The organism is Verrucosispora sp. CNZ293, from assembly GCF_002754655.1.
Genome location: NZ_PEFR01000001.1, coordinates 5,830,463 through 5,844,581 on the forward strand (window position 1 = coordinate 5,830,463; position 14,119 = coordinate 5,844,581).

General features: G+C 72.4%; 15 protein-coding genes. 10 read left to right on the top strand and 5 right to left on the bottom strand.

The window, feature by feature from the left end; all coding sequences use genetic code 11:
* Window positions 1-80: 80 nt before the first annotated feature.
* A complete protein-coding gene (locus CLT74_RS26615) occupies window positions 81-1,112 on the top strand; it encodes an SIS domain-containing protein (RefSeq protein ID WP_099849964.1) in 1,032 nt (343 codons plus the stop codon).
* A gap of 25 nt (window positions 1,113-1,137) precedes the next feature.
* Window positions 1,138-2,688, top strand: coding sequence for a PAS domain-containing sensor histidine kinase (locus tag CLT74_RS26620; protein ID WP_099849966.1), 1,551 nt, complete (start codon window positions 1,138-1,140; stop codon window positions 2,686-2,688).
* Window positions 2,689-2,748: 60 nt separating this feature from the next.
* On the opposite strand, the gene CLT74_RS26625 is transcribed toward CLT74_RS26620, so the two are convergent.
* Entirely contained in the window at window positions 2,749-4,230 is a 1,482-nt protein-coding gene (locus tag CLT74_RS26625) for a glycosyltransferase family 39 protein (RefSeq protein ID WP_486582766.1), read from the bottom strand.
* Window positions 4,231-4,634: 404 nt separating this feature from the next.
* On the opposite strand from CLT74_RS26625, the gene CLT74_RS26630 reads away from it, so the two are divergent.
* The 4 genes from CLT74_RS26630 to CLT74_RS26640 are packed head-to-tail and all read left to right on the top strand — an operon-like array spanning window position 4,635 to window position 8,057.
* Window positions 4,635-6,326, top strand: a complete 1,692-nt coding sequence (locus tag CLT74_RS26630; protein ID WP_099849970.1) for a nitrite/sulfite reductase — start codon at window positions 4,635-4,637, stop codon at window positions 6,324-6,326.
* Complete coding sequence (locus CLT74_RS30930) at window positions 6,323-6,484, top strand: hypothetical protein (protein WP_199172269.1); 162 nt, start codon at window positions 6,323-6,325, stop codon at window positions 6,482-6,484. Before CLT74_RS26630 ends, CLT74_RS30930 begins: the two co-directional genes overlap by 4 nt.
* Window positions 6,481-7,245: a phosphoadenylyl-sulfate reductase gene (locus tag CLT74_RS26635; RefSeq protein ID WP_099849972.1), complete on the top strand. Its 765-nt coding sequence runs from the start codon at window positions 6,481-6,483 to the stop codon at window positions 7,243-7,245. Before CLT74_RS30930 ends, CLT74_RS26635 begins: the two co-directional genes overlap by 4 nt.
* A complete protein-coding gene (locus tag CLT74_RS26640) occupies window positions 7,227-8,057 on the top strand; it encodes a CbiX/SirB N-terminal domain-containing protein (RefSeq protein WP_099849974.1) in 831 nt (276 codons plus the stop codon). Before CLT74_RS26635 ends, CLT74_RS26640 begins: the two co-directional genes overlap by 19 nt.
* A 122-nt stretch (window positions 8,058-8,179) precedes the next feature.
* Here CLT74_RS26640 and CLT74_RS26645 read toward each other — a convergent pair whose 3' ends face one another.
* Both CLT74_RS26645 and CLT74_RS26650 read right to left on the bottom strand, forming a co-directional pair.
* Entirely contained in the window at window positions 8,180-8,437 is a 258-nt protein-coding gene (locus CLT74_RS26645; RefSeq protein ID WP_007072794.1) for a WhiB family transcriptional regulator, read from the bottom strand.
* Between the two features lie 444 nt (window positions 8,438-8,881).
* Window positions 8,882-9,826: a diacylglycerol/lipid kinase family protein gene (locus CLT74_RS26650; RefSeq protein ID WP_099849976.1), complete on the bottom strand. Its 945-nt coding sequence runs from the start codon at window positions 9,824-9,826 to the stop codon at window positions 8,882-8,884.
* A 42-nt stretch (window positions 9,827-9,868) separates the two neighbouring features.
* On the opposite strand from CLT74_RS26650, the gene CLT74_RS26655 reads away from it, so the two are divergent.
* Window positions 9,869-10,258 carry a hypothetical protein gene (locus tag CLT74_RS26655; protein WP_099849978.1) on the top strand — a complete coding sequence of 130 codons (390 nt, stop codon included), beginning with the start codon at window positions 9,869-9,871 and terminating at the stop codon, window positions 10,256-10,258.
* Window positions 10,259-10,299: 41 nt separating this feature from the next.
* Here CLT74_RS26655 and CLT74_RS26660 read toward each other — a convergent pair whose 3' ends face one another.
* Window positions 10,300-10,707: an ATP-binding protein gene (locus tag CLT74_RS26660; protein WP_099852990.1), complete on the bottom strand. Its 408-nt coding sequence runs from the start codon at window positions 10,705-10,707 to the stop codon at window positions 10,300-10,302.
* Between the two features lie 230 nt (window positions 10,708-10,937).
* Window positions 10,938-11,342, bottom strand: a complete 405-nt coding sequence (gene sodN, locus CLT74_RS26665; RefSeq protein ID WP_099849980.1) for a superoxide dismutase, Ni — start codon at window positions 11,340-11,342, stop codon at window positions 10,938-10,940.
* Window positions 11,343-11,367: 25 nt separating this feature from the next.
* Between sodN and CLT74_RS26670 the strand changes: the two genes are divergently transcribed.
* The 3 genes from CLT74_RS26670 (at window position 11,368) to CLT74_RS26680 (ending at window position 14,100) form a co-directional block, all read left to right on the top strand.
* Complete coding sequence (locus CLT74_RS26670) at window positions 11,368-11,760, top strand: S24/S26 family peptidase (RefSeq protein WP_099849982.1); 393 nt, start codon at window positions 11,368-11,370, stop codon at window positions 11,758-11,760.
* 135 nt (window positions 11,761-11,895) lie between these two features.
* Window positions 11,896-13,074, top strand: coding sequence for an NAD(P)-dependent malic enzyme (locus CLT74_RS26675; RefSeq protein WP_099849984.1), 1,179 nt, complete (start codon window positions 11,896-11,898; stop codon window positions 13,072-13,074).
* A 63-nt stretch (window positions 13,075-13,137) separates the two neighbouring features.
* Complete coding sequence (locus tag CLT74_RS26680; protein WP_099849986.1) at window positions 13,138-14,100, top strand: zinc-binding dehydrogenase; 963 nt, start codon at window positions 13,138-13,140, stop codon at window positions 14,098-14,100.
* The last annotated feature ends 19 nt before the right edge of the window (window positions 14,101-14,119 follow it).

Here is a 14,119-nt window from a genome sequence, read left to right on the forward strand (position 1 = left end):
GCGCAAAGGTGCAAGACTGAGCAGCAATCGCGCGGATATCGCGCAGGGGAGGAGTTTCCGTGACGCGCCCAGGTAGCGGCATGGCCGCCGACATCGACGAGCAGCCGGCGGGTTACGAGCTGTTGCTCTCCACCGAGCACGCCGCAGACATCGCCCGGGTGGCCAGAATCGTTGCCGAGCGCCGCCCCCGGCACGTGGTCTTCACCGCGCGGGGAACCTCGGACCATGCCGCGCTCTACGGCGCGTACCTCAGCGAGATCCGCCTCGGCCTGCCGGCCGGCCTGGCCTCGCCGAGCGCTGTCACCCTCTTCGGTGCCCGGCCGGACCTCTCCGACGCCCTGGTCGTCGGGGTCAGCCAGAGCGGCGGATCCCCCGACCTGACGGAGGTGCTCCGGGCCGCCCGCGACTCCGGTGCGCTCACCCTCGCCGTCACCAACGCACCGGACTCCCCGCTGGCCACGACCGCGGAACTCGCCGTGGACATCGCCGCCGGACACGAGCGGGCGGTGGCCGCCACCAAGACCTACACGGCCGAGCTGCTCGCCCTGCTGATGCTCGTGGAGGGGATCCGGGCCGGTGACGGCGAGCTGCCCGCCGAGGAGCGCCGGGCCCTGGCCGACCTGCCCGAGCTGGCCGCCCGCACCCTCAGCGACCCGGTTCCGGCACAGCTCGCGCCGCGTTACCGCTTCGCGGCCCAGCTCGTCACCACCGGCCGGGGGTACGCGTACCCGACCGCCCGGGAGGCGGCGCTGAAGCTGATGGAGACGTCGTACCTGCCGGCGCTGGCGTTCTCCGGTGCCGACCTGCTGCACGGCCCGCTGGCCATGACCGACCCGGACGTGCCGGTGCTGGCGGTGGTCGGCTCAGGGCCGGGCGGACGGTCGATGGGCGAGGTCCTGCCCCGGCTCGGTGAGCGCCGCGCCGACGTGGTGGTGGTCGGCTCCGCCGAGGTCGACGGCGCGACCCGCCTCGCCGTGCCCGAGGTCGACGAGCGGTACGCCCCGCTGCTGGACATCCTGCCGTTGCAGCGGCTGGCGCTGGCGCTCGCGCTGACCCGGGGCGAGGATCCGGACGCACCGCGTGGGTTGAAGAAGGTCACCGCGACGATGTGACGGTCGGCGTGGCACGCTGGTCGGCGTGTCAACGCTGCGCGATCTCGCCGAGGAGCACACCCGCCTGCGTCGGGTCGACATCGACCACCTGCACCGCATCGCCGGTGACTGGCAGTTGCTGTCCGACCTCTCCTTCGCCGACCTGCTGCTCTGGGTTCCGGTGGACGGTGAGGGCAGCTTCCTCTGCGTGGCCCAGGTCCGCCCGACCACCGCGCCCACCGCCTACCAGGACGACCAGGTGGGGCGGATCGTCGGCGGCCCGGAGGTGGCGCACCTGGAGGTCGCCTACCGGCAGGGACGCATCTGGCGGGAGGGTGACCCGGTCTGGTACGGCGACGTGCCCGCCCGACACGAGGCGATCCCGGTCCGGCTGCGCACGGCCGACGGCGAATCCGGCGAGGTGATCGCCGTGGTGGGCCGGGACACCAACCTCTCCACCGCGCGTACGCCCAGCCAGCTGGAGTTGAACTACCTGACCACCGCCGACGACCTGGCGCAGATGATCGCCGACGGCACGTTCCCACCGCCTCGGCACCCGGGCGAGACCACCTCGGCGCCGCGGGTCGGTGACGGACTGGTACGGCTGGACGCGGGTGGCAAGGTCACCTACGCCAGCCCCAACGCGCAGTCGGCGTACCGCCGCCTGGGGCACGCCTCGCTCCTGGTCGGCGAGGATCTCGCGGCGCTGCACCGGCGGCTGGCCGGCGATCCCCTGGAGGGCACCGACGCCGCGAACGGCATCCTCGCCGCGCTGCGCGGCGAGGCGCCGCCCCGGCGGGAGATCGACGCGCGCGGGGCGACGATGCTCACCCGGGCCCTGCCGCTGATGCCCGCCGGGGTGCCGATCGGCGCGCTGGTGCTGGTCCGCGACATCACCGAGGTACGCCGGCGCGACCGCGCCCTGATCACCAAGGACGCCACCATCCGGGAGATCCACCACCGGGTGAAGAACAACCTCCAGACGGTGGCCGCGCTGTTGCGCCTGCAGGCCCGCCGGGTGTCCATGCCCGAGGCGCGGGTGGCCCTGGAGGAGTCCGTACGCCGGGTGGCGTCGATCGCGCTGGTGCACGAGACGCTCGCCATGTCCAGTGACGAGGCTGTGGAGTTCGACGGGATCGTCGACCGGGTGGCCAACGCCGCGACCGAGGTGGCGGCGACCGAGGTGAGCGTCGCGATGCGCCGTACGGGCACCTTCGGCGTGCTGCCGGCCGAGATCGCCACCTCGCTGGTGATGGTGCTCAACGAGCTGCTGCTCAACGCCGTGGAACACGGCTTCCCACCGGCCGGTGACGACGACCCGCCGATGATCGTCGGGCCCGCGAAGCCCGAGGTGGTGGTCACGGCTCACCGGCTCCGCAAGATGCTGAACGTCACGGTCACGGACAACGGCCGGGGTCTGCCGGCCGGCTTCGACGCCGAGGGCGGTGCCAAGCTCGGGTTGCAGATCGTCCGGGCGTTGGTCACCGGAGAGCTGCGCGGCACGATCGAGTTGCGTCCCGGTGCCGACGGTGGCACCGAGGCGTTCCTGGCTCTCCCGCTGGCGCGCAGCGCCCCCGAGGGTCGCGGCGGCGGTTGACCGACGCGTCCGGCCCGGCCGCGACCGGCGCTCGTCGGTCCGGGCAGCGCGGACTGCGGGTCAGCCGCGTCGGGTCAGCAGCGCGAGGGTGATGCCGGGGCGTGGCCACACCCGGGTCACCGCGAAGCGGTCGCGGAGCGCGTCGCCCTTGGCACCGGGCACGGCGGCCAGTGGATCGGATCGTCGTCCGGCCAGCACCAGCCAGACCCGGTCGACCCCGGCCAGGCACTCCGCCGGCCGGCCGCACTCGGCGGCCCACAGGTCACCCCGACGTTCCTGCCCCTCGACCAGCAGCGCATCCTGCGGGGCCCGACCGCCGAGGTGATAACGCAGGCCGAGGTCGAGAAAGAGCCAGCTGTCCCGGGGTGAGTAGACCACCGCGTCACCGGGCTGCCGATCGCTCGCGACGATCTCGGCCACCGTCCGGTAGTCCACAGTCGCGCTGCGTGGCCACTCGTGGGTACGGCGCAGCGCAGCCTGGTCGGGCAGGCCGAGCAGGCCGGTCAGGGCCACCACCGCGAGCGCGGCGGGTAGCCGGGCGGAGGCGAGCGCCGCGCCGGCCAGCAGGCAGCCGAAGGGCACCACGAAGACCAGATAGCGGGGTACCCAGAGGGGGACGACCAGCCCGGCGATGAAGAGCAGCAGTACCGGCGCCACGACGCAGCTCACCGGCAGCAGCCCCCGGCGGCCCGCCCGGGCCGCGCCGAGCGCGGCGAGTCCGAGCAGCACGCCGCCGACCACGCTGCTCTGCGCCACCCCGCCGGCCAGCGCGGCCAGGTCTCCGGGGCGGGCGGCGTCCACCCAGTCGAGCTGCCGGGCCCGCTGGCCTCGGGCGACCAGGGCCAGCGGCACCACCGCCGCGGCCACCGGCACCAGCGCGACGAACCACCACCGGACCACCCGGCCCGGTGGTGGCTGGCGTTGCCCACCGTCGCTCGACCCGTCACCCCGGCCGCCGGGGACGCCGCCGGCCCGGACGGCCCTGGTCACGGCCAGCACGGCGACCGCGTGGGCGGCGAGCAGGGTGAGGGCCACCAGGTGGGTGAGCCCGAGAGCGGTGGTCGCCGCGGCGTAGCCGAGCCAGCGACGCCGAGCGGGCCGCCGCAGCGCGTCGACGAGCAGCAGCGTGCTCAGCACGGCGAGGGCGCTGGCCAGGGCGTACGGCCGGGCTTCCTGCCCGTAGCGGGAGGTGCCGGGAAGCACCGCGAACAGCAGGCCGGCGAGCATGCCGGCGCGGGTGTCCCAGAGCCGTTGCCCCAGGACCGCGGTCAGGCCGGCGGCGGCGGCCATGGCCAGGGCGGAGGGTAGGCGCAGCGCCGTCACCGAGTCGCCGGCCGCGGTCAGCCAGGCATGCATGAGCAGGTAGTAGGGGCCGGCGGCGGCGTCGATGGTGCCGGCCAGCCGGATCAGGCCGGCAAACCCTCGGGTGGCGGCACTCCAGGTGGCCAGCTCGTCGCGCCACGGCTGGGCGGTGTCCAGGCCGACGAGCGTCGCCAGCAGGGTGCCGGTCGCCGGCACCAGCCACACCGGCACCGAGCGCAGCCGTCCGCCGCTGAGCTGGACGCCGTCGCCGGCGGCCGGAATAGATCTATCGGACAAATCCCCCACGTCGCGAGCGTGCCACACGGTGACGCTCGGAGGAGCCGGCAGCGACCGCCCGTGATGTGGGATCAGGCACGTGGTCATTGGCTGCCCCGCCCGAGGTGTGGCAGCATGACGTCCATGACTGCCGCTGTCGTGCGCCGCTTCGTGGCTCGTCGCCACGTTGATTACGGCCGCGTGCGCAGCGCCATCTGTCCGGCTCACTGACGACGCCCGACCATCCCTGCCTCGGGCACGCAGCGCGCCGGCCGTGCAGAGACATCGCTGTCCACGGTCCCTCCGGGAACCGGTCGTCGCGCCTGCTCAGCCCCACCGAGGCGCAGCAGACAACGGAGGACGCCGCGATGGCAGTCAGCGAGATCCCGGCCCGCCCGCCGCGGGCGCCCCGGCGCCCCCGTGGTGAGGGCCAGTGGGCGCTCGGGCACCGGGAGCCCCTCAACCCCAACGAGCGGATCAAGAAGGACGACGATCCGCTGAACGTTCGGGCCCGAATCGAGAACATCTACGCCCACCGTGGATTCGCCTCCATCGACCCGCAGGACCTGCGCGGCCGGTTCCGCTGGTGGGGCCTGTACACCCAGCGGAAAGCGGGCATCGACGGCGGGCGTACCGCCGTGCTGGAGCCGCAGGAGCTGGAGGACGAGTTCTTCATGCTGCGGGTCCGCGTCGACGGCGGCCAGCTCGACCTGAGGCAGCTGCGGACGATCGCCGAGATCTCGCGGGAGTTCGCCCGGGACACCGCGGACATCACCGACCGGCAGAACATCCAGTACCACTGGATCCGGGTCGAGGACATGCCGGAGATCTGGCGGCGGTTGGAGTCGGTCGGGTTGCAGACCACCGAGGCGTGCGGTGACTGCCCCCGGATCGTGCTGGGCAGCCCGGTGGCCGGGGTGGCCGAGGCCGAGCAGATCGACCCCACACCCGCCATCGACGAGATCGTCAGCCGGTACGTCGGCGACAAGCAGTTCTCCAACCTGCCGCGCAAGTTCAAGTCGTCGATCTCCTGGCTGGTGGACACCCCGTACGAGGCGAACGACATCGCCTTCCTCGGTGTCGATCACCCGGAGCACGGCCCGGGCTTCGACCTCTGGGTCGGCGGGGGCCTGTCCACGAACCCGATGCTGGCCCAGCGGCTCGGTGCCTGGGTGCCGCTGTCCGAGGTACCCGACGTCTGGGCCGGTGTGGTGGGCATCTTCCGCGACTACGGCTACCGCCGGCTGCGTCACCGTGCCCGGCTGAAGTTCCTGGTCGCCGACTGGGGCGTGGCGAAGTTCCGGGAGGTGCTGGAGAAGGAGTACCTCGGCCGGACGTTGCTCGACGGTCCCGCCCCGGAGCTGCCGGAGCGGCCGATCGATCACATCGGCGTCCACCGGCAGCACGACGGCCGCAACTACGTCGGTGCGGCCCCGGTGGTCGGTCGGGTCTCCGGCACCCAGCTCGCCCAGCTCGCGGACGTGGTCGAGGCGCACGGCAGTGACCGGGTGCGACTCACCCCGTACCAGAAGCTGCTGGTGCTCGACGTGCCGCCGGAGCGGACGGAGTCGTTGGTCACCGGCCTGCGCGGGATCGGGCTGGAGGCCCAGCCGTCGGCCTGGCGGCGGGGCACCATGGCCTGCACCGGCATCGAGTACTGCAAACTCGCGATCGTCGAGACCAAGGCGCGCGGCGAGGAACTGGTGGCCCGGTTGGAGCAGCGACTGCGCGACTTCGACGCGGACATCTCCATCCACATCAACGGCTGCCCCAACGCCTGCGCCCGGACCCAGGTAGCGGACATCGGCCTCAAGGGGCAGCTGGTGACCGGGCCGGACGGCCGTCAGGTGGAGGGCTTCCAGGTCCATCTGGGCGGCGGGCTCGGCATGGCCGAGGGGCGCACCGCCGGCTTCGGACGCAAGCTGCGCGGCCTGAAGACGACAGCCGAGGAACTGCCCGGGTATGTCGAGCGGCTGGCCGTGCGCTACCTGGCCGGCCGGACCGAGGGTGAGACGTTCGCCAACTGGGTGATTCGGGTCGACGAGGAGGAACTGCGATGAGTGGTGAGACTCGTTCCGTGCCGCTGTACTGCCCGTACTGCGGTGAGGAGGATCTGCGGCCGAGCGAGACCGGTCCCGGCGCGTGGGAGTGCCACGCCTGCGCGCGGGTCTTCACGGTCAAATTCAGCGGCCTGCTCTCCCGGGCGGTGGCCCGGTGAGCGCCCTGGTCTCCGCCGCCGGCCTCGGCCTGGTCGGCACCGGCGGCGCGGCCACCGCGGATCCCTCCCGACGCGACCCGGACGAGCTGCGGGCGCTTGCCGAGCGGGCCGGCCGCGACCTGGAGGGCGCGCCCGCGCTGGAGATCGCCAGGTGGGCGGCGGAAACCTTCGGGGACCGGTTCTGCGTGACCAGTTCGATGGCCGACGCCGTCCTCGCCCACCTGGTGTCCCGGGTCGCTCCGGGGGTGGACGTGGTCTTTCTGGACACCGGGCTGCACTTCCCGGAGACCCTCGCCGTCCGCGACGAGGTGGCCCGCACGCTGCCGGTGAACGTCCGGTCCATCCGGCCGCGACTCACAGTGGGTCAGCAGGACGGCGAGTACGGACCGCGGCTGTTCAACAGGTCGCCTGACGAATGCTGCCAGTTGCGCAAGGTGGAGCCGCTGGAGCGGGCGCTGACCGGCTATGACGCGTGGGCCGCCGGCCTGCGCCGCGACGAGTCGCCGACCCGCGCCAACACGCCTGTGGTCACCTTCGACGCGCGGCGGGGCAGGGTGAAGGTCAATCCGATCGCGGCCTGGACGCAGGCGGATGTCGACGCGTACATCGCCAGGTGGAACGTGCCGGTCAACGAGCTGTTCCGGCGCGGTTACGGCTCGATCGGCTGCTGGCCGTGCACCCGGCGGACCGGGGCCGGTGAGGATCCACGGGCCGGTCGCTGGGCGATGTTCGAGAAGACCGAGTGCGGCCTGCACGTCTGACCGGAGGCGTCGGGCCGGGTGCCGATCGGGCCCGGCCCGACGAGCCCCGGTCGGCCGGCGACCCGCTGCTGCTCGTCGCCCACGGCAGTCGCGATCCGCGCGCGGCCGAGGCCACCAGGGCCCTCGCCCGGGCGGTCGCGGCCGCGCGCCCGGGTACGCCGGTGCTGGCGAGCTGGCTCGACCACACCGAGCCCGGCCCGACCGAGGCGCTGCGCGGGCTGGCCGCCGCCGGGTACTCCCGGGCGGTTCTGGTGCCGCTGCTGCTGACGGCCGCGTACCACCGTCGGGTCGACATCCCGGCGGCGGTGGCGGCGGCCCAGCACGGCGACGCACCGATCCAGGTGCGGATCACCGATGTGCTCGGGCCGGTGCGGGGTGAGGTGGATCCGGCGCTGCTGGCCGGGTTGCGGCGGCGGCTGGGCGAGGCGCAGCCGGGTCGGTACGACGCCCTGGTGCTGGCCGCCGCGGGCACACGTGACGCCGCGGCGCGCGGGTCCGTCGGGCGGGTCGCCGCCGAGTTGGGCGCGTCGCTGAACCTTCCCACCCGGGTGTCGTACGCCTCGGCGGCGCCACCGGACGCCGGTGCGGCGGTGACCCGGCTACGGGCGGCTGGCGCGCGACGGGTCGCCGTGGCGGCCTACTTCCTGGCCCCCGGGCTGTTCCACGACGCGGTGACGGCGTCGGCGCGGGACGCCGGCGCGGTCGCCGTGGCATCCCCGTTGACCGACGCACCGGACCTGGTGGACCTGATCCTCCGCCGCACAACCGCCGCGCCCGCCCACACCCCGCCGAACCGGGATCCGCACCCCTGACGAGGTGGGCACCATGAGAGTCACGGGGACCGTGAACGCGAGCCCCGGTGGAGCTGGGGGCAGCAGAACGCCCCGGCGGGCTGGGCCCGGCCGGGGCGTCGCGCTTGGTACGTGTGTGGTGGTCAGGCGGAGTGAGCGCGCAGCACCCGGAGGCCGCCGCGACGCTTGACGGCGCGCCGCTCCTCCTCGCTCATCCCGCCCCAGACGCCAGCGTCCTGACCGGATTCCAGCGCCCACTGCAGGCACTGGTCGGTCACGGAGCAGCGCCGGCAGACGGCCTTGGCCTGCTCGACCTGCAGGAGAGCCGGACCGGACGTCCCGATCGGGAAGAACAGCTCCGGGTCCTCGTCGCGGCAGACAGCATGGTGACGCCAGTCCATGGCGGCAACACTCCTCATTCTGGATGGGTGGCAGATGTTGCTTCTTGGTGCTTTTCCTATATGCATCCGCATTGCCGATGGTGACGGTTTGCGTCCGTCATTTCGGCAGTGCGTGAGCAGGCTGTTGGCCCCGAGATCCTGCTGGAAAAGCTCAACTTGTTGAGCATGTCCAGGCAATGTCCCGGTAACTCAAGTTCGCTTGTGAATACTTTCACGAACTCACGCGATGTCAAGGGTGGCGCTCGGAAAAACTCCGGACGGTGAGCAAGCCCACAACCCATTTGTCCGGGTTCCAGATCTCTCCGGCTACCCGTCGTATCACAGTCGAGGATCAATATAGTACAGTCCGCGCCACATTGCTGACATTTCCGGCATCCGTCCCGGGTGTCGCAGCCGTCGCGTCGGGGGTGACGCCGGCTACCGCACCCCGGCGGGACCGGAGACCTAACAGATTACTCTGAGTGCGGCGGGAACGGAGGTGAATCTGACTTTTTCCCGCTCGCCAAGATAGTCGCCGTCGAGCTGAAACGCCTGCGGACGGCTTGCGACCAGCGTGAACTCGGCCACGTCGTGCAGCCGCAGCACCTGACGACCTTGCGGATCGGGTGTCGGAGAGAAGAATTGCGTGACGGTGCGTGTCGTGCTGGCGACACCGAGCTGGCGCAGGGCCAGCACATCGAGGCCGAGGTCGAACGACGCCGCCGGGTTCGGGTTGACCTCACGCTCCCCGACGTACGTCCACGGGGCGGTGTTCTGCACGATGATCGTGGCCAGCTCGCCCTCGGTCAGCTCGCCCGGCCGCTCCAGCTGGATCGCCGGACGCCGCCGCTCGTTGCCGAGCAGGAACTGCGCGGTGAACGCTCGAAAGTAGAGCGAGGGGGAGGGGACCCGTCCCCGGCGGCGCGCCTCCTCGACCCGGTGGATCACCGATGCGTCGAGCCCGAAGCCGGCGCAGAAGGTGAAGTAACGGTCGTCGGCCAGACCGAGGCCGATCGTCCGGCGTCGACCCAGCCGCAGCCCCTCCAGGATCATGCTCGCCCCCTCCGGCCACTCCCGGGGCAGGCCGAGCGCGCGGGCGAAGACGTTCGTCGAACCACCGGGCACGGTGGCCAGCGCCGGCAGCCGGTCGGCGGTCGGCTCGGCGCCACCCGCGCTGGACGCCGTCATCAGCCCGTTGACCACCTCGTTGACCGTGCCGTCACCACCGAGGGTGACAACCGCGTCGACACCCTCCTCGGCGGCCTCCCGGGCCAGCGTGGTGGCGTGGCCACGCTGGCGGGTGTAGCGCACGGAGAGGTCGACCTCACTGCGCAGCGCTCGGACGAGCACGTCACGCGCGCGCTCACTGGTGGTGGTGGCCTTCGGATTGACCAGCAGGACGGCCCGCATGGGCGGCACAATACTCCGCGACCCCACCGGTATCGTGACCGCGTGACCATCGACTCCGACCCAACCCCCGTCACGCTCCGTTGGGCGGTCCGGCTGCTACGCGGCCAAGCGGTCGCGGTCGGGCTGGTCGCCGCCTGGTTGATCTTCGCCAACCTGACCGCCACCACCACCGACGTGACGTCGGCGTTGCTGGTGACGGCCTTCGCCATAGCTGTCGCGGTCACCCTCTGGGTGCTGGGTGGCGCCTTGCTCCGGCGGCGGTCCGGTGCCCGCGCGCCGGCCATCGTGCTTCAACTCATGCTGCTGCCGATCGGCTGGTTCATGATCCAGGGTGGGCTCGGCTGGCTCGGTGTGCCGCTTATCGCACTCGGTGTCGGGGTCACCTGGTTGCTGGTGAGCCCGCCCACCACCCGCGCGCTGGGCTTCGAGTGAGCTGACCCGCACGCCCGGTCAGTGGGCCGGCGCGGGCCGGGTCACCAGCCGGAGGCGCGCCGGGTGAGCAGCGAGATGGTCGCCCGTCCGTCGGCCGCTCTCGCGCCCGCCGAGGTGGTGAGCGCGGTGAGCACCTTCCACGCGAACGACGACTCCGCCGGTAGTCGGGCGTCGGGCGTCGTCGGCACGGTCACCTCGACGGTGAGCGCGTCCTCGGTGACCGAGAAGCGGCAGTCCAGCTCGGCATCCCGGGCCGCGATGGCGAGCAGCATCGCGCACGCCTCGTCGACAGCGATGCGCAGATCCTCGATCTCGTCCAGGGCGAACTGGAGGCGGGCCGCGAGGCCGGCGGTGGCGGTACGGAGAACGCTCAGGTATCCGCCGTCCGCGGGCACGGTGAGGTGCACGATGTCGTCATCGGTCGTCGGCTGGCCGGTCAGTTGAGTCACCACTCATCCCCCCGGTCGGGGACTCTACCCGCTCGGGCCGCCGGGCGGTTGATGACGGTCAGCGCGGCGGCCCGGCGCAGGTGGACCACGCCGGACGGGAGCGCCCCGGGACGGGTGGTGGGGGCGACAACGCGTCGGCGGTCGGCGCGTCCGCAACGGGACACGTCGACCGCCGACGCGGTTGAGCCGGTTGGCGAGCGGCAGCGCTCAGCCGCCGTACGCGGGCGAGGTCACGCCTGCTTGGTCTCCCAGAAGATCTTGGAGATCTCGTCGATCTTCTGGAGCAGTTCGTCCGCCTTGGACGGGTCGGTGGCGCCCTTGGCACCGGCGGCCCCGGCCAGCTTGGTGGCCTCGTTGAACAACTGGTGCAGGTGCGGGTACTTCTCGAAGTGCGGCGGCTTGAAGTAGTCGGTCCACAGCACCCAGAGGTGGTGCTTGACCAGGTCGGCGCGCTGCTCCTTGATCAGGATGGCCCTGGTGCGGAACTCCGGGTCGGTGTTGGCCTGGTACTTCTCGCAGATCATTTTCACCGACTCGGCCTCGATGCGGGCCTGCGCGGGGTCGTAGACGCCGCAGGGCAGGTCGCAGTGGGCGCTGGCGCTCACGCGGGGCGTAAGGATGCGTGGAAGTCGCATCGGGATCCTCCATGGGAAGTTTGCGATGATCCAAGACGACATTACTCCTGGACGGTGGTCCCCGAGGCCGCTGGAGGTGAAACCCGTGCCCGCACCCCGACTGCGGTGGCCGCTGTCGGCCGTGCTGGTGACCGGTCCCTCCATGTCACCCACGCTGCGTCACGGTGACGCGGTGCTGGTGCGCCGGGGTGGCCGGGGGATCCGACCCGGTGACGTGGTGATCGCGGTCTTCCGCAGCCGACCCGACCTGCTGGTGGTCAAACGCACGGTCCGCCCGGTCGACGGCGGCTGGTGGCTCTCCGGTGACAACAACCTGGTCACCGACGACTCCCGGGCGTACGGCGTGGCTGACGTGCAGGGCCGGGTGATCGCCAGGTACTGGCCCCGACCCGGCCGGGTGCCGCCAAGACCGTTATGAACCTGCTCACATACTGGACCCCTGGGCCTGACTATGCTCGGAGGTGCCCGGGTGACCCCCCGCACCGCCGCCGCTCGCTCGCCTCACCGTGCGCCCGACCGGCCGGCCCAGTTGCTCGATCATTCTGGAGTCACCATGTCTTCGTCCCCCGTGGACCCTGCTGATCCCGTCTTCCAACTGCACCGAGGCGGCAAGATGGCGGTCGTCTCGACAGTGCCGCTGACCAGCCGGGACGACCTCTCCCTCGCGTACACCCCGGGTGTGGCCCGGGTCTGCGAGGCGATCGCCGCCGACCCCGCCCTCGCCCACGACTACACCTGGGCCTCGCGTGCCGTCGCGGTCGTCACCGACGGCTCGGCCGTACTCGGTCTCGGCAACATCGGCCCGAGCGCCGCGCTGCCCGTGATGGAGGGCAAGGCGGTGCTGTTCAAGCAGTTCGGCGGGGTCGACGCGGTACCGGTCTGCCTGGCCACTCAGGACGTGGACGAGATCGTCGCGGTGGTCACCGCGCTGGCGCCGTCGTTCGGCGGCATCAACCTGGAGGACATCAGCGCGCCCCGGTGCTTCGAGGTGGAGCGGCGACTCGACGAGGCGTTGGACATCCCCGTCTTCCACGACGATCAGCACGGCACCGCGATCGTCGTGCTGGCGGCGTTGCGCAACGCCGCGACGCTGCTCAACCGCAAGCTCGGCGACCTGCGGGTGGCCGTGAGCGGCGCGGGGGCGGCCGGCGTGGCGGTGACCAGGATGCTGGTGGCCGGTGGTGTGGACCCGGAGCGGGTGGTGGTCTGCGACTCCCGGGGCATCATCTCCCGGCAGCGCACCGGTCTCACCGGGACCAAGGCCGAGCTCGCCGAGCTGACGAACGCCGACGGTCGGCAGGGCGACGTCGCCGAGGCGCTGCGCGACGCCGACGTGCTGATCGGGGTCTCCGGCGGGCTGATCCCCGAGCGGGCGGTGGCCGGCATGGCTCCGGGTGGCATCGTGTTCGCGCTGGCGAACCCCACCCCGGAGGTGGACCCGGAGGTGGCCGCCCGACACGTCGCGGTGGTCGCCACCGGCCGCAGCGACTATCCGAACCAGATCAACAACGTGTTGGCCTTCCCGGGCGTGTTCCGGGGCGCACTTGACGCCCGGGCCACCCGGATCACCGACGCCATGAAGGTCGCCGCGGCCGACGCGATCGCCTCGGTGGTGGCCGAGTCGCTCACGCCGGAGGCGATCGTGCCCTCGCCGCTCGACCCACGGGTGGCCCCGGCGGTGGCCGACGCGGTCGCCGAGGCGGCCCGCCGGGACGGCGTGGCCCGCGCCTGAGGTGTGCGGAAGGGCCCTGTCCGCGCGGCAGGGCCCTTCTTAACGCACGCTCAGCTTGTTACGGTGCGGATCATGCGTGCCGCCTTCGCCTCCCGATTCGACGACGCCGACCCGCTCGCCGCGCTCACCGTCGGTGAGCAGCCCGAGCCGAGCCTGCCCGACGACGACTGGGTGGCGCTGCGCGTCACGGCCAGCTCGCTCAACCATCACGACCTCTGGTCACTGCGCGGCGTCGGGCTCCGTGCCGAGCAACTGCCGATGATCCTCGGCTGCGACGCGGTCGGAGTGGACCCGGAGGGCAACGAGGTGGTCGTCTACCCCGTGGTGCCGACACCTGGCGACCCGCGCGGGATGTCCATCCTCTCCGAGCACTTTCCCGGCACGCTCGCGGAGCGGGTGGCCGTACCCCGGTGGAACCTGCTGCCGCTGCCGGCGGGGCTGACGCCGACCGACGCGGCGTGCCTGCCGACGGCCTGGTTGACGGCCTGGCGGATGCTCACCACCAAGGGGCGGGTCGCCGACGCCGACGCCGTGCTGGTCCAGGGTGCCGGGGGCGGCGTGGCCACCGCGGCCGTCGTGCTGGCCGCCGCGATGGGCAAACGGGTCTACGCGACCAGCCGCGACGCCGCCAAGCGGGAGCGCATCGCCGAGCTGGGCGCGACCGCGCTGGCCCCCGGCGCTCGGCTGCCCGAGCGGGTCGACGTGGTGATCGAGACGGTCGGTGCGGCCACCTTCGACCACTCGCTGAAGTCGGCAGCCATGGGTGCCCGGATCGTGGTCTCCGGCGCGACCGCCGGCCACGAGCCGACCGTCAACCTGCGCCGGGTCTTCGCCATGCAGTTGGAGATCCTGGGCACCTCGATGGGTACCCCGGATGAGTTGGCCGCCCTGCTGAGCTTCTGCGCCGAGCGGGGAGTGCGTCCGGTGGTGGACAGCGTCGTGCCGTTCAGCCGCGTCGGCGACGCCTTCGCCCGCCTGCACTCCGGCGACGTCTTCGGCAAGGTGGTCGTCGACCACACCGCGTGAGCACCCTGGCCGGCGCGAT